At 58.0% G+C, this 19,319-nt stretch carries 20 protein-coding genes; 15 read left to right on the top strand and 5 right to left on the bottom strand.

What is annotated here, in order from left to right; all coding sequences use genetic code 11:
• The first annotated feature begins 119 nt into the window (after positions 1-119).
• Positions 120-983: a hypothetical protein gene (locus ACR0I0_RS10980; RefSeq protein WP_171636737.1), complete on the top strand. Its 864-nt coding sequence runs from the start codon at positions 120-122 to the stop codon at positions 981-983.
• On the opposite strand, the gene ACR0I0_RS10975 is transcribed toward ACR0I0_RS10980, so the two are convergent.
• On the bottom strand, positions 966-1,787 hold the full coding sequence (locus ACR0I0_RS10975) for a phytanoyl-CoA dioxygenase family protein (protein ID WP_171724482.1): 822 nt from the start codon (positions 1,785-1,787) through the stop codon (positions 966-968). The two genes, ACR0I0_RS10980 and ACR0I0_RS10975, sit on opposite strands and share 18 nt — an antisense overlap.
• A 38-nt stretch (positions 1,788-1,825) precedes the next feature.
• On the opposite strand from ACR0I0_RS10975, the gene ACR0I0_RS10970 reads away from it, so the two are divergent.
• The gene (locus tag ACR0I0_RS10970) at positions 1,826-2,767 is read left to right on the top strand and encodes a LysR family transcriptional regulator (RefSeq protein WP_480491406.1); all 942 of its coding nucleotides are present in this window, start codon (positions 1,826-1,828) and stop codon (positions 2,765-2,767) included.
• A 6-nt stretch (positions 2,768-2,773) separates the two neighbouring features.
• Here ACR0I0_RS10970 and irrA read toward each other — a convergent pair whose 3' ends face one another.
• Complete coding sequence (gene irrA / locus ACR0I0_RS10965) at positions 2,774-3,190, bottom strand: iron response transcriptional regulator IrrA (RefSeq protein WP_170344907.1); 417 nt, start codon at positions 3,188-3,190, stop codon at positions 2,774-2,776.
• A gap of 186 nt (positions 3,191-3,376) precedes the next feature.
• Between irrA and fabA the strand changes: the two genes are divergently transcribed.
• From fabA to ACR0I0_RS10950, 3 genes are read left to right on the top strand one after another with little or no spacing between them, the layout of a single operon-like run.
• Positions 3,377-3,886, top strand: coding sequence for a bifunctional 3-hydroxydecanoyl-ACP dehydratase/trans-2-decenoyl-ACP isomerase (gene fabA, locus ACR0I0_RS10960; protein ID WP_152457158.1), 510 nt, complete (start codon positions 3,377-3,379; stop codon positions 3,884-3,886).
• A 31-nt stretch (positions 3,887-3,917) separates the two neighbouring features.
• Positions 3,918-5,147: a beta-ketoacyl-ACP synthase I gene (gene fabB / locus ACR0I0_RS10955; RefSeq protein ID WP_171117367.1), complete on the top strand. Its 1,230-nt coding sequence runs from the start codon at positions 3,918-3,920 to the stop codon at positions 5,145-5,147.
• Positions 5,148-5,152: 5 nt separating this feature from the next.
• Positions 5,153-5,944 carry an enoyl-ACP reductase FabI gene (locus ACR0I0_RS10950; protein WP_480491405.1) on the top strand — a complete coding sequence of 264 codons (792 nt, stop codon included), beginning with the start codon at positions 5,153-5,155 and terminating at the stop codon, positions 5,942-5,944.
• A gap of 271 nt (positions 5,945-6,215) precedes the next feature.
• On the opposite strand, the gene ACR0I0_RS10945 is transcribed toward ACR0I0_RS10950, so the two are convergent.
• Positions 6,216-6,644, bottom strand: a complete 429-nt coding sequence (locus tag ACR0I0_RS10945; protein WP_171330048.1) for an FKBP-type peptidyl-prolyl cis-trans isomerase — start codon at positions 6,642-6,644, stop codon at positions 6,216-6,218.
• Between the two features lie 126 nt (positions 6,645-6,770).
• On the opposite strand from ACR0I0_RS10945, the gene ACR0I0_RS10940 reads away from it, so the two are divergent.
• From ACR0I0_RS10940 to ACR0I0_RS10900, 9 genes are all read left to right on the top strand, one after another.
• Positions 6,771-7,457, top strand: a complete 687-nt coding sequence (locus ACR0I0_RS10940) for a haloacid dehalogenase type II (RefSeq protein ID WP_480491404.1) — start codon at positions 6,771-6,773, stop codon at positions 7,455-7,457.
• Complete coding sequence (locus ACR0I0_RS10935; RefSeq protein ID WP_480486818.1) at positions 7,457-8,287, top strand: alpha/beta fold hydrolase; 831 nt, start codon at positions 7,457-7,459, stop codon at positions 8,285-8,287. The genes ACR0I0_RS10940 and ACR0I0_RS10935 overlap by 1 nt, the downstream gene beginning before the upstream one ends.
• Positions 8,284-9,258, top strand: coding sequence for a threonine ammonia-lyase (locus tag ACR0I0_RS10930; RefSeq protein WP_171636724.1), 975 nt, complete (start codon positions 8,284-8,286; stop codon positions 9,256-9,258). Before ACR0I0_RS10935 ends, ACR0I0_RS10930 begins: the two co-directional genes overlap by 4 nt.
• 59 nt (positions 9,259-9,317) lie before the next feature.
• Positions 9,318-10,106 (top strand): 3-oxoadipate enol-lactonase, encoded by a 789-nt coding sequence (pcaD, locus tag ACR0I0_RS10925; protein ID WP_480491402.1) that lies wholly within the window; start codon positions 9,318-9,320, stop codon positions 10,104-10,106.
• Between the two features lie 12 nt (positions 10,107-10,118).
• On the top strand, positions 10,119-10,832 hold the full coding sequence (locus ACR0I0_RS10920; RefSeq protein WP_480491401.1) for an alpha/beta fold hydrolase: 714 nt from the start codon (positions 10,119-10,121) through the stop codon (positions 10,830-10,832).
• 100 nt (positions 10,833-10,932) lie between these two features.
• Positions 10,933-12,132, top strand: coding sequence for a TCR/Tet family MFS transporter (locus tag ACR0I0_RS10915; RefSeq protein ID WP_480491400.1), 1,200 nt, complete (start codon positions 10,933-10,935; stop codon positions 12,130-12,132).
• A gap of 82 nt (positions 12,133-12,214) precedes the next feature.
• Positions 12,215-13,309, top strand: coding sequence for a Zn-dependent alcohol dehydrogenase (locus ACR0I0_RS10910; protein ID WP_480491399.1), 1,095 nt, complete (start codon positions 12,215-12,217; stop codon positions 13,307-13,309).
• A 19-nt stretch (positions 13,310-13,328) separates the two neighbouring features.
• Complete coding sequence (locus ACR0I0_RS10905) at positions 13,329-14,561, top strand: mandelate racemase/muconate lactonizing enzyme family protein (protein ID WP_171724491.1); 1,233 nt, start codon at positions 13,329-13,331, stop codon at positions 14,559-14,561.
• Positions 14,562-14,673: 112 nt separating this feature from the next.
• Positions 14,674-14,961, top strand: a complete 288-nt coding sequence (locus tag ACR0I0_RS10900; RefSeq protein WP_171636950.1) for an ArsR/SmtB family transcription factor — start codon at positions 14,674-14,676, stop codon at positions 14,959-14,961.
• 3 nt (positions 14,962-14,964) lie between these two features.
• Here the strand turns inward: ACR0I0_RS10900 and ACR0I0_RS10895 are convergent, their stop codons facing one another.
• Positions 14,965-17,961: a cyclic nucleotide-binding domain-containing protein gene (locus tag ACR0I0_RS10895; protein ID WP_480491603.1), complete on the bottom strand. Its 2,997-nt coding sequence runs from the start codon at positions 17,959-17,961 to the stop codon at positions 14,965-14,967.
• Positions 17,962-18,205: 244 nt separating this feature from the next.
• Between ACR0I0_RS10895 and ACR0I0_RS10890 the strand changes: the two genes are divergently transcribed.
• Positions 18,206-18,565, top strand: a complete 360-nt coding sequence (locus tag ACR0I0_RS10890; protein WP_371807769.1) for a DUF3307 domain-containing protein — start codon at positions 18,206-18,208, stop codon at positions 18,563-18,565.
• A 6-nt stretch (positions 18,566-18,571) separates the two neighbouring features.
• On the opposite strand, the gene ACR0I0_RS10885 is transcribed toward ACR0I0_RS10890, so the two are convergent.
• On the bottom strand, positions 18,572-19,303 hold the full coding sequence (locus tag ACR0I0_RS10885) for a hypothetical protein (RefSeq protein ID WP_480491397.1): 732 nt from the start codon (positions 19,301-19,303) through the stop codon (positions 18,572-18,574).
• Positions 19,304-19,319: the final 16 nt, after the last annotated feature.

Below are 19,319 nucleotides of genomic sequence, written 5' to 3'. Positions count from 1 at the left end.
CGGGCCTTTGCATTCGCTGGATCGGCGTCATCTATACGCTTCGAACGCCGCTTGCAATGCGGGCGCAATTACCCGAATTTGGCAGGACTTTCCAGCAAGGCCGGACCAAAAAGCACCCGATGACGTACGATTCCCTCGACCATTTCCTGAAATCGGGACAGGCCGCACTGGCCAAAGGCCCCGTAGCATTGATTTTTGCCGAGGACGACGTCGAGTTGGCCAGCACGCTGCACCATCATCTGAGGCTGGGTTTCAAATCCGTCATCGTCTTTGCACCGGACGAGTTTCATCTGACAGAGGACCTGTCCGCCAAGGTGCATCGGGTCAATTTGAAATGTGTTCCCCGGCTGGTCGTGTTCGAAACCATAAACAGGATCATTCAGGCCGCACCCGGCATCTGGATGTATTATTGCTACAACGCCGAATACCTGTTCTTTCCCTACTGCGAAACGCGCAGCGTGGGCGAGATGCTTGTCTTTCATGGTGAAGAGCGTCGCAATGCGATGCTCAGCTATGTCATTGACCTGTACGCCGAGGATCTGACCGCACATCCCAATGGCGTGGCCCCCGATCAGGCCATGTTCGACAGTGTTGGCTATTATGCCCATACCCGCCACGACCCAAGCGGCCAACCGCTGGACCGTCAGGTGGATCTTTCGGGCGGGTTGCGGTGGCGGTTCGAGGACCACATTCCCTACGAACGTCGCAGGATCGACCGCATCGCATTGTTCAAAGCACAAAAAAACCTGGTGCTGAGACCCGATCACACTTTCAACGAACCGGAATACAATACCTATTCCTGTCCCTGGCATCACAACCTGACGGCCGCCATTTGTTCTTTCCGTGCCGCGAAGGCGCTGAAATCCAATGCAGGGTCAACCTTTGACATCCGAAGCTTTCGCTGGCGCAACTCGGTGCCGTTTGAATGGCAGTCCCGCCAGCTGCTGGATCTCGGGCTGATCGAATCAGGTCAGTGGTTCTGAGCCGGCCTGGCGCTGCAACAAGATCGGAAACCAATCCTCGCGCAGGCGCTGTCCCGGCGTCATGTCATGACCGGGAAACGGGGGCGAGGTTCGGCCGGGGCGCTCTACATACCGGGCATCGTCGCCCACCAGCCGCAGTGAAAAGGCGCGGCGACGGCTGTCCGACTGGTTTCCGCGCGCACCGTGCAGCGTGCGATAGTTGAAAGCGACGGCATCGCCGGGCTCCATCTCGAATTCGATGACCTTCATACCTTCGGCATCCGGATCCGGCACGGGGATGTACTGACCTTCATCCGGGAAAAAGCCGTCCTCGGAAACCCATCGGGTCGGCAGAACTTCTTTATCCCATCGGTGCGACCCGGCAACACACCGCAGCGTCGCCTGTCTGACCGGATCAAGCGGAGACCAGAAGCTGATCGTCTGCTGACCCTCGACGAAATAATATGGACCGTCCTGATGCCACGGTGTCGCCATCGACGTACCGGGCTCCTTGACCAGCACGTGATCGTGAAACATCTGAACGCGTTTCGATTGCATCAGATCCGCGGCAACCTCAGCTGCGGGAGACGTCTCGATCACGTCGCGGAACTGCGGAATCCGGGTCCAATTGCAGTAATCATCAAAGAAACGACCTGTTTCACCCGCCTTCTTGTTTTCCGAGGCATAGGGACCGGGATCGGCCATATTCGCGGCCACACCATCACGCAGTTGATCCACATGATCCGCAAACAGCCCTTTGACCAGTACGACGCCGTCGGCCTGATAAGTGTCGATCATCTGCTGAGTAACAAGACGGTGTGGCATCGGAAGCTCCTGAAGTTTTTTTGCTTTTGACCGGAAAAATGTATTCTGTTCAAATCATATCTTTCGAAGTTATTATTAATCTCATGTTATATATTTCGTTGCGCCAATATGAATATGTCTGTGCAGTCGGGCGTCACGGCAGTTTGTCGGCGGCAGCCCAGCATCTCAATGTTTCGCAACCGGCCTTGTCCACTGCGCTGACGCGTGTTGAAGCCCATTTGGGGTATCCGCTGTTCGTTCGCCGCCGGGGTGCAGCCATGGCACTGACACCTCAGGGACGTACGTTCATAGAGAACGCCGAGGTCTTGCTGAAAAATGCTGCGCGAATCGAAATGTCCGATACCTCCGCGCCGGGCACCTCCAGGCTGAGATTGGGCTGCTTTACGGACCTGGCCCCCTTCCTTTTGGCCTCGGCCCTGCAACTTCTCCGCAACACGTTCACCGATCTCAACCTTACCTATGTGGCCGGGTCCTTCGAAGGGCTGCTGAATGGATTGATGGATGGCCAGATTGACATCGCAATCACATACGACCTGACCATGGATGCGGGGTTCGCCCGTACAAAACTGTTCGACAGCAGACCGAAGGCCTTGATGTCCCCGGATCATCCATTGGCGACAACCACAGAAGTCACCCTTGCAGCGCTGGAAGGTCATCCGTTGATTCTGTCTTCGGAAGGATTATCCGCCCAACACATTCTCGGCCTGTTCCGACAAAACGGGCTGCGCCCTACCGTCGCGCACCGGGCGGCATCCCTTGAGATTCAACGCAGCCTTGCCGCCCATGGTGAGGGAATCGGGATCAGCTATGCCAGCCCACCCAGCAGCTTCAGCTATGACAACAAGCATCTGGTCAGCGTACCGATTGCCAATCCGGACACAGCAGAATCCGTCGTTCTGGCGCGGCACGGCACAGGACCCTCTGACACGGTCATCGAAAAGGCCGAGCGAGTTTTGGTGGCCGGGCTGACAGGCGTTTAAGGTCTTTTACTTCTTGCGCAAGCGAATGACGACATCGACAGAGGCGATTTCGACACCTTCCGGCGCCTCGGGAAGGCGCTGAATGACCAGCTGATCCGACGGCGCATCGCTTAGCCTTGCGTCGTCTTCCCAATAAAAGTGGGGATGATCATGCGTGTTCGTGTCGAAGTAGCTTTTCGATCCGTCCACTGTGATTTCTTGCAGCACGCCCGCATCGCAAAAAGCACGCAAAGTGTTGTAGACCGTTGCCAGAGACACCGCATCCCCATTCGCCTTTGCCGATTCAAATAGGCTTTCTGCGGTGACGTGGCGATGGCGGCCGTCGCCCACCAAAAGCTCGGCCAGCGCCACGCGCTGACGCGTCGGTCGCAAGCCGGCATTCACCAGCCAACCTGTTGCGATTTCGCGGCTCTGAGGTGTCATCGATCCGATACCCATTATTCCTGCCTTTATATATAGGGGCGCATCACCGGCAATTACAAATGAAATTCATTCGCAAGATAAGAACCAACACAACATGATGTGGCGCGCCGCTCTTGCAGGACCTTGCAAACGGGTGTTAGACGAAGCCAGATGTAAAGACAGACCCCCGGCAGGAAAGGTGGCAGAATGGCCCAGTTCCCTAGCAGTTTTGACAAAGATGATCTGCTGAAATGCGCTCGTGGTGAGTTATTTGGCCCCGGCAACGCACAATTGCCCGCCCCACCGATGCTGATGATGGACCGGATCACCGACATCTCTGCCGATGGTGGTCTGCACGGCAAGGGCCATGTGCTGGCCGAATTCGACATCACACCCGACCTTTGGTTCTTTGAGTGCCACTTTCCGGGCAACCCGATCATGCCGGGCTGTCTGGGGCTGGACGGGCTTTGGCAACTGACCGGTTTCAACCTTGGCTGGCGTGGATGGCAGGGGCGCGGCATGGCCGTCGGCGTCGGCGAAGTAAAGCTGACCGGCATGGTTCGCCCGGACCGCAAGATGCTGACGTATAAAATCGATTTCAAAAAAGCGATTCAAACGCGCCGCCTGACAATGGGTGTGGCGGATGGCATTGTCGAAGCCGATGGCGAGATGATTTATGATGTCAAGGACATGAAGGTCGTTCTATCCGAGGCCTGAGCCTGAACGGTCTGAAACAAGGAGTGCGCACATGCGTCGAGTAGTCGTCACCGGTCTGGGGGTTGTGTCCTCGATCGGGAACAATGCCGAAGAGGTTCTGACCTCGCTCAAAGCAGGTAAATCCGGGATCGTGGCCAGCGAGCAGATGGCAGAACATGGTTTTCGCAGCCAGATCGCGGGTACGCTCAAGATCGACGTGGCCCAGCATGTGGACAAGCGCACATTGCGCTTTATGGGTCCAGGGGCCGCCTATGCACATATCGCCATGAGCCAGGCGATTGCCGATTCCGGGCTGACCGAAGACCAGATCGTCAATCCACGCACCGGGCTGGTTGCGGGCTCTGGCGGACCTTCGACCAGCGCGATGCTGACGGCGCATCAAACCGTTCTGAAGACGGGCGCGACCAAGCGGATCGGGCCATTTGCCGTGCCAAAATGCATGTGCTCGACGATCTCGGCCAATCTGGCGACCGCGTTCAAGATCAAGGGCATCAACTATTCGATCACCTCGGCCTGCTCGACCTCGCTGCATTGCATCGGCAACGCGGCCGAACAGATCATGCTGGGCAAGCAGGACGTGATGTTCGCCGGCGGCGGTGAAGAACTGGACTGGACGCTTTCCTGCCTGTTCGACGCAATGGGCGCGATGTCGTCGAAATATAATGACACACCCGATAAAGCCTCGCGCGCGTTCGACGAAAACCGTGATGGTTTCGTGATTTCGGGCGGCGGTGGAATCGTTGTTCTGGAAGAGCTGGACCACGCTCTGGCCCGCGGCGCCAAAATTTATGCTGAAGTTACAGGTTATGCCGCAACTTCAGATGGTCACGACATGGTTGCTCCTTCAGGTGAGGGCGGCGAGCGCGCGATGCGACTTGCTCTGAGTACCCTGCCCGAGGGGCGCAAGGTCGGCTATATCAATGCTCACGGCACCTCGACCCCCGTCGGCGACGTGGGTGAGGTAGAGGCGGTGCGCCGCATCTTTGGCGAAGGCAATGTACCCCCCATCTCCTCGACGAAGTCGATGACAGGCCACGCTCAGGGCGCGGCGGGCGCGCTTGAGACGATTTTCTGCCTGCTGATGCTGGAAAATGATTTCATTACTCCATCGATCAATGTCGACACGCTTGCCGAAGGCATTCAGCCCGGTGAAATTGCAACTCAAGTGGTTGAAAACGCAGGACTGGACAGTGTCATGACCAACAGCTTCGGCTTTGGCGGCACGAACGGGTCCATGGTTCTTTCAAAGTATAACGGGTGAAAGTAATGTCGGATCTTCTCAAAGGTAAACGCGGCCTGATCATGGGCGTGGCCAATGACCGCTCGATTGCGTGGGGCATTGCCAAGGCCATGCACGAGGCTGGCGCCGAACTGGCATTCACCTATCAGGGCGAGGCATTCGGAAAGCGGCTGGAGCCGCTGGCTCAGAGCCTGGGCAGCGATTTCATGGTCGATGCGGATGTCACCGACGACGAGTCGCTGGATCGCGCTTTTGGCGAGCTGGCCAAACGTTGGCCCACCATAGATTTCCTGGTGCATGCTATCGCCTATTCGGACAAGTCCGAGCTGACAGGTCGGTTCCTGAATACCACACGTGCGAATTTCAAGCATTCGATGGATGTCTCGGCCTATTCCTTCATCGAGGTCGCGCGTCGCGCCTATCCGTTGATGAAAGACAATGGCGGTTCCCTGCTGACCCTGACGTATCAGGGCTCCAACCGGGTTGTGCCCAACTACAACGTGATGGGTGTCGCAAAGGCTGCGCTGGAATCGGCAACGCGCTATTTGGCCAACGATCTTGGCCCCGATGGCATCCGCGTGAACGCGATTTCCCCAGGGCCGATGAGAACCCTCGCCGGTGCAGCGATCGGCGGTGCCCGCAAGACCTACAAATTCTGCGATCAGAATGCACCGATGCGCTCTAACGCCACACTTGAAGCTGTCGGCGGAACGGCTGTGTACCTGACGTCAGATGCAGGTGCCTGCACGTCGGGTGAGATCATCCGCGTTGACGGTGGCTTCCACGTTCTGGGCATGCCTCAGCCCGAATCCATGTGACCATATCTTTCCCTGCCGCTGCCCAGATTTCACCATCATTAGGCGGCAGGTAATCGATATGAGCAAACTTGACCAAATCATTGCAAACAATGCACGCGCGACGCAAAGCCGGCGAAAGCCCGGCTTTCTCAGCCAACGGGCCAGGGTGCTATTGCTTACGTTGACTTCACTGTTGCTGGTGTTCGTCTTCTTTACGCAGCCACAGGTAAGGGCCGCGATTCACGCTCTGATAGGGTGAGATCGGGGCCGGACATCCGGCCCGAACCATGTCTCAGTTGACTGAAACGACTTCGATCTCGAAAACCAGATCCTGCCCTGCCAGCGGGTGATTTGCATCCAGAGTAACGGTGGCTTCGTTTGAATCCACAACCGTTACAGGCACGGCCTGACCTTCTGGCGTTTGCATCTGCAACTGTGTCCCGGGATCCAGGGGGATGTCGTCTGGAATGCCTTCACGGGGAATTTCCTGACGCATCGCAGGGTTGATCGGGCCGTAGGCGTCTGTACAGGCAATTTCCACCCGCGTCTTGTCCCCGGTGGACAGGCCCGGCATGGCACGGTCCAGCCCCGGGATGATCTGGCCCGACCCGACCACGAATTCCAACGGATCACGCCCGTCCGAGCTGTCAAAGACTTTGCCGTCCAGCAATGTCCCGGTGTAGTGGATGCGAACCGTGTCGCCTTGTTTGATTTCGGTCATCGTGGCCTCCGGCCGTTCCAAGGGGTTAAGCGGCCAACCCTATAGGTTGACACAATGTTGTAAACCCTCGGCTCTTTCACCCTCTGCGCCGATGTGCCAACCTGCGCGCAATCTAAGGAGGACCATATGCCGATCACGACCTGTGTGTTCGATGCCTACGGAACATTGTTCGATGTTGCCGCGGCTGCCCGGCAGGCGGCAGACGAGCCGGGTTTCGAAGCCCTGAAAGACAAATGGACCACCGTTGCGGGGCATTGGCGTCTGAAACAACTGCAATACACATGGCTGCGCGCCGTGGCGGATGCGCATGCGGATTTCTGGGACGTTACCCAGGACGGGCTGGATTGGGCTCTGGAGGCCGCAGGCCTGCAAGGCAACCCGGGGCTGCGCCAACGTCTGCTTGATCTCTATTGGGAATTGCAGGCCTATCCAGAAGTTCCGGCCATGCTGAAAGCCCTCAAGGATGGTGGGCTGCAAACGGCGATCCTGTCCAACGGGTCGCCCCCGATGCTGGACGGAGCCGTGAAGTCCGCCGGAATCGGCGATGTATTGGATGATGTGCTGTCGGTCGAAAGCGTCGGCGTCTTCAAACCCCACGCCCGTGTCTATGATCTGGTGCAAAACAGGTTTGGCTGCGCACGCGATGACGTCTTGTTCGTCAGTTCGAACGGCTGGGATGCTGCCGGGGCCAGCGGGTACGGTTTTGTGACCGCATGGGTCAATCGGATTGGTGAACCCATGGATCGCCTCCCCTGGACACCTGCGCATGTGCTGTCCGATCTGACCTCGATTCCCAAGCTGGCCGGTTTCTGATGTCAGAATTCATGACAACGGACGGCAGGCGCATCTATTTCAAAGAGTCCGGCACCGGCACGCCGCTTTTGTGCCTGGCCGGTCTGACTCGAAACAGCCGCGACTTTTCGTTTTTTGCGCCACATGCCTCGGGCCTGCGCATGATCGCCATGGATTACAGGGGGCGCGGGCGTTCGGAATACGACCCCGACTTTATGAATTACAATATCTTCCGCGAATCCCATGACGCGATTGAGCTGCTCGATCATCTGGGGATCGAGAAAGCAGTCATTCTGGGAACATCGCGCGGCGGGCTGATCGCCATGGCGCTGGCCGCAAGCCACCCCGAACGTCTGGCCGCCGTAATTCTGAATGACGTGGGTCCGGTTATCGAGCCGTCGGGCATCGCCAAGATCATGGCCTACGTGGGGGCGCAGCCCACCGCCAAAACCTATGATGAAGCCGCCGCCGCATTGAAACACGTAATGGAGCCACAATTTCCCGGTGTTCCACTGGAGACCTGGCGCAAGCAGGCAGAATTTCAGTATGAAATGCGCAAAGACGGGCTGAAGCTGCGATATGATCCAGCCCTGCGCAAGGCGCTTCTTGAACAAGCTGCAAGCGCGGCAGCCCCTGATCTTTGGGTGTTCTTCGAAGCCTTGCGTGGCATTCCCACCGGTGTGATCCGGGGCGCGAATTCCGATGTTCTGGGCGCGGACACTCTGGCCGAGATGCGGCATCGACACCCGGAGCTGATCTCGGTCGAGGTACCGGATCGCGGGCATGTTCCGTTCCTGAACGAAGTCCAATCACTGGACCTGATACAGAAGGTATTGAAGAACGCCGCATGAGCACATTTGAGATGATCGAAGCCGCCGCAGAACGGCTGAAAGGACACGTTCGCGAAACGCCGATCCTGTCGTCGCCCTTTCTCGACACGCTTGCGGGCCGCCGCATTTGGGTCAAACCGGAATGCTTGCAACATACCGGCAGTTTCAAGTTTCGCGGCGCGTGGTCGGCCATTTCGGCGCTGGATGAAGGCATACGCCAGCGTGGTGTGATCGCATATTCATCGGGCAACCATGCGCAAGGCGTTGCGATGGCCGCTTCGAAACATGGGATTGCCTCGGTCATTGTCATGCCATCGGACGCGCCGCAGCTCAAGATCGACAACACCCGCGCGCTGGGCGGCGAAGTCGTTTTGTACGATCGCGCGAATGAAAAACGGGAGGAAATAGGCGAAGCCATCGCTGCTGAACGTGGTCTGACCCTGATCCGCCCCTATGACGAACCGCAGGTCATCGCGGGACAAGGCACAACCGGGCTGGAAATCGCCAGGCAGGCCGCGGAAATTGGGGTTTCGCAGTCGGATGTTCTGGTCTGTTGCGGCGGCGGAGGTTTGACCTCGGGCATTGCGCTGGCGCTGGAGAAACACGCGCCGAATTTGCGGGCGCGCCCCTGTGAGCCGGAAGGGTTCGACGACGTCAAACGATCCTTGGCGTCAGGTCGCATTCAAAACAACAATGCGGCGTCGGGTAACATATGCGATGCGATCCTGACACCGCAGCCCGGCGACATCACCTTTCCGATCCTTCACCGTCTTTGCGGCCCCGGACTCTCTGTCACCGAAGACGAGGCATTGCAGGCCATGGCATATGCCTTTCTGCGCCTTAAAATCGTGTTGGAACCCGGCGGCGCCGTAGCACTGGCCGCGGCCCTTTTCCGGGGCGACGAGATCGAAGGCGACGACGTGATCGTCGTCACATCGGGCGGGAATGTCGATCCGGGAATATTTGCTAAGGCGTTGGAATTCCTGACCTGACATCGGTGCGAAAGCCGTGCAAATTACGTCAGGACGGCATGACGACAAGGACCTTTGTCATGATGATCGCTGATCTGGGCGACGTGAAACTGAACTATCGCATCGACGGCCCCACGGACGGTGCACCCATTGTGTTTGCCAATTCCCTGGGAACCGACCTGCATCTTTGGGACGCAGTGCTGCCATACATGCCCGACGGGCTGCGCATCATCCGGTATGACAAACGTGGGCACGGGCAATCCTCGGTGCCCCCTGCACCCTATTCGATGGGCGCTTTGGTGCGGGATGCCGAGGCGCTGCTGGATCACCTTCAGGTTCGCGATTGCGTCTTTGTCGGCCTCTCGATTGGCGGGATGATCGCGCAGGGGCTGGCGATCAAACGCATGGACCAGATTCGTGCGCTGGTGCTATCGAACACCGCTGCCAAGATCGCCACGCCTTCGATCTGGCAAGAGCGCATTCAGGCGGTGCGAAAGGGCGGGATCGAGGCTTTGGCCAATGCCACGATGGAGCGTTGGTTCTCGCGCGAATTCCGCCACGCCCAAAATTACCTGCCCTGGCGCGATATGATGGTCAGCCAACCAGTCGAAGGGTATCTGGGCTGCTGTGCCGCCATTGCCGGTACCGACTTTTATACCCCCACAAGCGGCCTGCGCCTGCCCACGCTTGGAATTGCGGGCAGCGAAGACGGATCGACCCCACCCGATCTGGTGCGGGAAACGATTGATCTTGTGCCCGGATCCCAATTTCGGCTGATCCGCCGCGTTGGACATTTGCCTTGCGTTGAGAATCCCGCGGAATACGCAGAAATCCTGACCGGATTTCTGACCGAGATCGGACATGTCTGAAGGAGAATGACAATGACGTCCTTCCTGTTGGTCCATGGCTCGTGTCACGGCGCCTGGTGCTGGCGCGACCTGATCCCCGCTTTGGAAGCCCTGGGCCATACCGCCCGCGCCATCGACATGCCCAGCCATGGTGCAGACCCCACGCCGGTGGCCGACGTCACGCTGGACGGTTGCCGCGATGCCATTTTGAACGCCTGTACACCCGATACAATCGTCGTCGGCCATTCCTGGGCCGGCTTTCCGATCAGCGCAGCGGCCGAGGCCCGCCCGGATGCGATGCGCGCCTTGATTTACCTGTGTGCCTATGTCCCTCGGGATGGTCTTTCGATGGCGGAAATGCGCAGGCGCGGGCCACGGCAAACCATTGCGCACGCAGTGGAAAAATCTGCGGACGGGCTTTCCTATACCGTGTCAGTGGATGCGATCCCACAGCTGTTTTTTCACGATTGCCCGGACGACGTCCTGCCATACGCATACGCGCGCCTGTGTCCGCAAGCCATCCTGCCACAAGAAACACCGCTGCCTGTCGGCCCACGCTTTGCCAAGGTCCCCAAGGCCTATATCCGAACAACCGACGACCACACGATACCGACCGAGTACCAGGCAGACATGAACGCCTGCGTCCCCGAAAACCTTCGACGTACAATCGACAGCTCGCATTCGCCGTTTTTTTCACATCCGCAGGAATTGGCTGAGCTTCTGTCCGAACTGGCGGGCAAACTCTAACAACCTGCCGCAACGACATGGGGTGTCCCGCGGAACTGTCTCTTCCCTCATTCGTCGGGCATGACTAGGGTGCCGCTCACAACTCATGTGTTCAGGTCCCATGCCTCTGCCGTTTTTCTTTATCCTCTGCATCGTCATGATCGATGCTATGGGCATTGGTCTTGTGATGCCGATCATGCCGCAACTGATCGTCGAGGTTCAGGGCGGCACCCTGGCCAATGCCGCGATCTGGGGAGGTGTGCTGAGCACAGCCTTTGCCACGATGCAATTCATCTTCGGCCCCATTCTGGGAAACCTTTCCGATGCTTACGGGCGCAGAACGGTATTGCTGGTGTCCTTGTTCGTCATGGCGCTGGACTACGTCGTCATGGCCTTGGCGGGCAGCATCTGGCTTTTGCTGGTCGGACGTATCGTCGGCGGCATAACGGCGGCCACCCATTCGACGGCGGCGGCTTTCATGGCCGATGTGTCCGACCCAAAAGACAAGGCCGCAAATTTCGGCCTTCTGGGCGCGGCATTTGGCGTGGGGTTCGTTCTGGGTCCGGTGATCGGCGGATTGCTAAGCGAATTTGGAACCCGCGCACCATTCTGGGCTGCTGCGGGTTTGGCGGCGCTGACCTTCTGCATCGGATATTTCGTGATGCCGGAAACGGTGACCGATGAAAACAGGCGTGCCTTCAACCTGCGGCGCGCGAACCCGGTGAACTCGCTTCGCGCCATAGCATCATTGCCCGGCATCCGGCCTATGCTGTGGGTCTATTTCCTGTATTCGGTTTCAATCTACGTCTATCCGGCCATCTGGTCCTATTTCACGACCGAGCGCTTCGGTTGGTCCGCGCAGATGATCGGCCTGTCGCTTGGAATCTATGGTATCGGCATGGCCGTCGTGCAAGGCGGTCTGATCCGCCCGGCCATCCGGCTTTTGGGCGAGCGGGCAACAATCATCTATGGCATGATCTTTGAAATCATAAGCTTCGCCATTCTGGCCTTTCTGACCAACGGCCTGATAGCACTGCTTCTCATTCCGATTACCGCCATTGGGGCGGTCATCACGCCCGCCCTTCAGGCGATGATGTCGCGGGCCACACCAGATTCTCAGCAAGGTGAATTGCAGGGTGTCCTGACTGCGTTGCATGCGCTTTCGATGGTGATCTCACCGTTGGTGATGACCAGCGTATTCGCGCAGTTCATTCGACCTGACACCCCGCTCTACCTGCCTGGCGCCCCGTTTCTGCTGGCACTCTTGTTGATGCTGGCAGGGTTCCTACTGTTTAGACGGTCCCGGCCTGTCGTGGCGTAACAACGACACGCAAATGGCGGTTTCTGCCTTGCGAGCCGCCTTTTCCCGCGCCACCGTGAACCCAACGGGAGTGAGGGACAACATGCAAAAAATCAAAGCCGCAGTCTGCCGGGCATTTGGCGAGCCACTGGTGATCGAAGACGTTTATCTGGCCCCCCCCGGCACGGGCGAGGTCGAGGTGACACTGGATGCCGTGGCCATCTGCCATTCGGACATTTCCTATGCCGAAGGCGCATGGGGAGGGTTCCTGCCAGCGGTTTACGGGCACGAAGCCGCAGGCGTGATCACCGCAGTCGGAGACGCGGCCGGGGATTTCAAGGTCGGCGACCCTGTGGTGGTGACCCTGATCCGCGCCTGCGGGTCTTGCCCTGCCTGTGCAGGCGGGCAACCGACAATTTGCGAAACACCCTACGACACTGTCAAAGGTCCATTGAAAACAGGCGATGGCAGCGCGCTCGAACAGGCGATGGCATGCGGGGCCTTTGCTGAAAAGGTCGTGGTAAGCCACCGCCAGATTGTCAAAATCCCGGATGACCTGCCTAAGGAACTGGCCAGCCTGCTGTCCTGCGGCGTGATCACCGGGGTCGGCGCTGCGGTTAATGCGGCAGGCGTGCGCCCTGGTCAGGACGTGGTGGTCATTGGGGCGGGCGGGGTCGGCCTGAACGCAATTCAAGGCGCGCGGATTGCAGGCGCGCGGCGGATCTTGGCCGTGGACATGACCGAAGAAAAGCTTGAGATCGCCAAAGAGTTCGGCGCAACCCATGGCGTTTTGGCCAGCTTGGATCAACCTTGGAAAGCCGCATACAGGGCGCTGGGGGGGCGCGGTGCCGATGCCGTTCTGATCACCGTCGGCGCGATTCCCGCTTATGATCAGGCTCCGCGCTATCTTGGGCGCGGCGGCAAGGCGATCATGATCGGAATGCCACATTCCGGTGACATGGCCAGCTATGAACCCGTTGTATTGGCAGCCCTGGGCCAGGGTATCGTCGGGTCGAAAATGGGCGACGTGGTCATTCAGCGCGACATACCCTGGATGGTGGACCTGTATAAGCAGGGACGGCTGAAACTGGACGAGCTGATCTCGGGCCGCTGGTCTCTGGATCAGATCAACGAGGCCATCGCCGACACCAAAACCGGATCGGCCAAGCGAAATGTGATCCTGTTCGACAGGACCTGACCCACCGAAAGGATTTGGGATGAAACTTCAGGATCTCGACGTCATCGTCACCGCCCCGCCCGCCCCGGGCTGGGGAGGGCGATACTGGATACTTGTCAAAGTGACGACCGACACCGGCATCACGGGATGGGGTGAGTGTTATGCCTCGTCCGTGGGCCCTGTAGCGATGCGTCATGTCATTCAGGACGTGTTCGACCGGCATATGTTGGGAGAAAACCCCGAAAACATTGAACTCATGTTCCGCCGCGCCTATTCCAGCGGCTTTACGCAGCGGCCGGACCTGACGGTGATGGGCGCATTCTCGGGGTTGGAAATTGCCTGCTGGGACATTCTGGGCAAAGATCGCGACAGGCCGGTGCATGCGCTGCTGGGCGGCAGGATGAATGACCGGATCCGGGCCTATACTTACCTGTACCCCCTGCCCCAGCACAACCTGAACGATTTCTGGACCTCTGCCGAACAGGCCGGTGAAACGGCGGCGGAAATGGTGAACCGTGGCTACACCGCCGTGAAATTCGACCCGGCCGGCCCCTATACCATCCGCGGCGGGCACATGCCCGCGATGAGCGACATTTCCATGTCCGTCGCCTTCTGCAAAGCGATCCGCGAGGCCGTGGGGGACAGGGCCGATCTGCTGTTCGGCACCCATGGCCAGTTCAACACAGCCGGTGCAATTCGGCTGGGGCAGGCGTTGGAACCATACCAACCCCTGTGGTTCGAGGAACCTACGCCGCCGGACAATATCGAAGACATGGCCCGCGTCGCGCGCAATGTACGCATTCCGGTTGCCACCGGAGAACGGATGACCACAAAGGCCGAATTCGGAGCCGTCCTGCGCGCCGGAGCCGCCGAAATCCTGCAACCGGCGCTGGGGCGTGCAGGCGGAATATGGGAGATGAAGAAAGTCGCCGCCATGGCCGAGGTCTTCAACGCGCAGATGGCACCGCACCTCTATGCGGGTCCGGTGGAATGGGCCGCCAATATTCATCTGGCGGCGTCCATTCCCAACCTGCTGCTTCTGGAAACCATCGAAACACCGTTCCACGATCTACTGATCAAGGGCTCGATCCGGGTCGAGAATGGCTTTGTCGCCGCCCCGGATGCTGCGGGCCTTGGGATCGATGTCGATGAAGACCTGGCCCGCGCGCACCCATATGACGGCGACGGGTTGCATCTGCAAATGCAGGAGGACCCATGCGATTACGTTGAAGGCAACGCTTTTCAAGGGGGCGCCCCGGCAACCGAGGGGTGACAATACAAATGGCCTTGATGCATATTGGCATCACGAAACGCGATATGACGGTCCGAAAGTGGCACTTAACGAAACCGAACCTCAGGCACACCCAACAGACGCTCCGCCGGACATGAAAGACAACGCTGCACGCGCGGCTGCATTTCTTAAAACACTGGCACATGAAGGGCGCCTGATGATCTTGTGCCATCTTGGCGGTGGTGAAAAATCCGTCGGCCAACTTGAAGAGCTGCTTCAGCTACGGCAGGCTGCCGTCAGCCAGATGCTGGCACGCCTGCGCGAGGAAGAGTTGGTCTCGACGCGCCGGGAAGGCAAAACGGTCTATTATTCATTGCGCGACGGTGCCACGGAAAAAGTGATCCGCCTGCTTTATGATTTGTTCTGCAACACGGACTCTTGATCGCTAATTGGACACATAGCCGGCGATAACCTGCAACAGCTTGAATGCGGTCGCCGCGTCGTTTTCCACAACGGCAAGGAATTCTTCTTCACCGATCCGCAAGCAGGAAAGCTGGGTTTCCGCCACCATGCTCAGCGCACGTGGTTCTTTTCTGATCAGGCCCAACTCTCCGACCAAAGCACCAGGCCCGACTTTGGTGATCAATTGGTCAGGCCCCTGTTCTTGCGGCAGATACAAACCTGCTTCGCCCTCCAGCACCACATAGGCACCGTCGGTGGGTTGGTCATCTTTCAAGAACACCACCTGCCCCGGCGCGGCATCAAACCAGCGCGCACCAAAGGCCAGCAGGCGCAGCTGACGCCGGTCCAGACCCGAAAACAAGGGGGTTTGTTCCAGAGCGCGCAGTTTCCGCGTCAAATCCGCCGATGCTGCACTGTCTTCCTCCACCGCCACAGGCCCTCCGTCCGAGACCACACGACCTTGCCGGATTTCAACATACATGTCGAATGCACCGGGGTTTTCAAACTGATCATTCAGATAGACGACGGTGGTGTCCGGCAGCAGTTCACGGAGCCGTTTATAGACCGCCACCTGCGTTTTCATGTCGTAGCTGGCCAGCGCGTTTTCCAGAATCAGGATGTCAGGTTTCTTGATCGTCGCTCGGGTAAAGGCCAAGGGTTCGGCAAACACCGCCGGAAGATTCTGACCGCCGAGAGCAACCTGGACATCATAGATCAGCTCTGTGACCAATGGGCGCGCGCCGTTTTCAGCCAACACATCCACTATCACCTTGCGGGCTTCGTCCGAACGGGAACCGCCAATCTGGCTGACTTTTCCGAACAGCGCATTTTCCATGACCGTCAATCCGGGCGCAAAGACGTTCGGATCCAATGGAACGAAGACGTCTTGCAAACGCTCCATCAGTTTCTCGGAATGGCTGTGCCGGAGTTCGAGGATGCGATCCTTCAGTTCATCCGTGAACGCAGGTCCGATCTGTTCGGCAGAGATCACAAATGGCACCGCCAACATGTTGGCAAGCTGTTCGTCATCCAGCCCGTCCGAACCTTCTTTGCGGGTCTGGTCCACCAGATCCACCGCAATTTCATAGGTTTTTGCATCAAGACCAAGCTTTTGGAACAACGGGTGGTCGGTTCCATCCATCCCGAAGATCTGGCGCAGCATGTCGATCACGTCGCGGGTCAACGCGATCAATGTCTCGTCCAGCCCCAGTTCACGCAACTGTCCGAGAAAGACCTTTTGCTGCGCAAGCAAAGCCTGTGTCACAGGAACACGTGGCGTTGCGAAAAGCAGATTTTCAGCCACAGGCAGGGCCGCATTATAGGTGTTCCGGTCAAAGACAAGCGCCTGTTGTTCCAGCCCGGCATCCCGAACCGCCTGCTGCACGACCGGGCGCAGCTCGATCAGTTTCTTTGCCAGTTCACAATGCTCGGCCGCATCGAAGCTTTGTTCGGCGCCCCGTTGGAACAGCGCTGCGCCAAACCCCATTCCATCAATCAACTGCAACCACCAGGCACGCAGTTCTGCGGCGTCCTGAAAGCCGGCCAGAGTTGGGTCCAGCCATTCCGCCCCAAACGGATCGGCACTGTTGCCTGCCCTCAAGGTTTCGAGAAAATCCGGGTCGTCCGGCGGGTCAGTCAGCGGTTTGAACCGCATCGGCATCATCACGTTGTCGCCCAGCGTACCCTGGAACATGACAGGGCGTGATGTGACATACCCGATACGCGCGGCGACAACCACCTGATGCAACTCGGCCAGTTTCAGATCTCCGATCCGAACCTGGCCAGCACTGGGACGTTTTTCCCGTGTCAGCAATTCGCCGATGGCGCGTCGATCTTCCTCGCTGGGGGCGGCGATCCCAATTGTCTTTCCGGCAGGAAAACTGAGGTCCAGATCATCAAGCACCTGATTGCCATCCATGTCACGCACCGAAACGTGGTCCAGCACGATGTCGCCGTTCAGGTGTGGCCACTCGGAGGGTTCACTTTCGAACAAGGTTTCATCATGCATTCCGGCCGGGGCAAAACGGTCAATGACCACATCCCAGCGCAGCGACATGTCCTGGGTCTGGTTGTAATAGGTCAGCAGTTCCTTCCAAGGTGAGCTGAGATCCTTGTACGCAGCCAATGCGGCAACCAGCGCCCCCAGCGAAACCGAGCCCTGAAGCACCAACAGACCACCAACCAGATAGAACATGAACGGTGTCAACTGCGAGATGAAGTTGTTCAGGAATTTCATGAAAAACTTCTTTTGATAGATCTCGAAACGGATGCCGAACAGGCGTCCCAATTGCTCCGAGATCATCGACCGGCGAAAACGCCAGCCGCCATTGGTCCGCAGGGTGGACGCGCCCGCCGCGTTCTCGCCAATCTGCGCCGCCAGAACTCGAACCTCCTGAATGCGTTTCTTGTTCAGCAGGTTGATCTGGCGTTGCAGCTTGGGGATCAACCAGGCCTGCAAGGGTATCAGCGCCACGGCAGCTAGCCCGAACCAGACGCTTTGTAGGAACAGGAAGGAAAGTATGGTGATCATTTGGCCGGCCTGAAGAACCGGCTGGCTGATCGCGTCGCCCATCAGGCCGCCCATCGGCTCGCTTTCGGCGGTGATCATTGACACCATTTCACCCTGGCTGACACGCTCGAAATAGGGTTGAGGAAAGCGCAGCGCCCGGCTGATCAACTGATAGCGAAAGCGCCGCAGCATCCGTTCACTCAGCACGCCCTTCATGGTGTTGATGCGCATTTTCATCAGGCCATGGCACAGCACGGCCGCCAGAAAGGCAAAGCACAGAGCAACCAGAAAATTGGTCTGCGACATGGAATAGCCCCAGATCGTCACCTCAGAGGTGGACGACCCGATCGCGTCATTGATTATTCGTTTTGGCAACTCAAGTGTGAGATACAGCAAAGGAAACAGCGTCGCCGTCACGGCCAGCAGGACCAGCTGTTCGCGCTTGGAGTATTTCCAGATAAAGCGGAAAATTGTGCGTTCTATGGAACCTGCCCCTGCTGCTGACCTTCGACGTGGATTAAACGCAATGCATGCAATTTCAACAGCATGAATCAAATATCATCCAGACAGGATAAGCAAATTTTTCCCTTTTGGAAAATTTCTTGACCGAATGTGAACTAGTTCATTTACGCGTGCCCGTTTTATTGCCTAATGTTGGCGTCAGAACGATATCGGGAGGGTTCTTTTGACTGCCAGTATTGGCGCAGTGTTTCTTATGCTTTGTCTTTTGCTGATCAAGCATATGTTCGCTGACTACTACCTCCAGACACCGAAGATGCTTTCCGGTCGGGGTGAGTATTTTCACTTGGGACGCGCGCAACATGCCGCTGTGCATGTTGTGGGTTCTATCGTCGTTTTTTTGGTGTTCGGCGCGCCGCTGGTTTTTATTCTGATTGTCGGGGCGCTGGAATGGTTCATCCATTTCAATATCGATTTCATCAAGGCCAGCTATTCAGACAAAAAGCGACTTGAGCCAACGCAACCCGCTTTTTGGCGCGCCGCAGGTTTGGATCAGTTGATGCACAACCTGACTTATGTTGCGATGGTTTGGGCCTGGGTTACCTTCGCCGCCTGAACGGTGTCAGGCCACGTTCTCCGATACGGCAAGCCGATAGGCCCTAAGCCACATCCGATCCAATGCGTCAATCGCAGCAGGGTCGAACCGGTGCTCAACTTCCCAATACCGACCCGAGGCTACATAATAGCCAAGATCATCTTCCATTCGCTGCACACTGTGCATGGCTGCAATACCGGGAAGCGGTGCGGCTGTCAGGTCAGATAGGTTGACGGATGGAAACACCAGCCGGCTTGGCGCGCCGGATAACCGTACGGTTCTGCACCCCTGAGCGGCTGCATAAAGCCCCAGTCGGGCGGCCTTCGCTTCAAGCGAACGCAGTGTCACGTCCTTTCGCAAAGGGTCCGCCGTGCCATTTCCGTAAAAATGTGTTCGCCCCGATCCTGAATACATCATGTCGCAACCGGAAAAAGCCAGAACATCCGGCTTCAAGACTGACAAGGCCCAATAGCCTGCCGTGAAAGCCATCGTTCCGCCGGCATAAACGAACCCGCCATAGTCATTCTGTCTTGGGACGTATTCGTCGGCAGTGACTATGTGTTGAGTGCCAAGAACTTTTCCAGGGAGGCGCTCTGCCGGGAAGTCTTCGGGGTGGATCAGGTAATCCCAGTCTTCTCGGATGCGCCATGCGTTGTTGATGGCGACGATATGCGTGAAAGGCGCGCGCGACCATGCCCGCGCCTCCAGCGCCGATGGGGCGCTGCCAAGGATCAATACGGTTGTCTTTCGGTCGGTCATGTCAGGGCCGGGCTTG

The sequence above is a fragment of the Ruegeria sp. AG6 genome, assembly GCF_056541565.1.
This window is presented reverse-complemented; position numbering and strand designations above follow the sequence as displayed.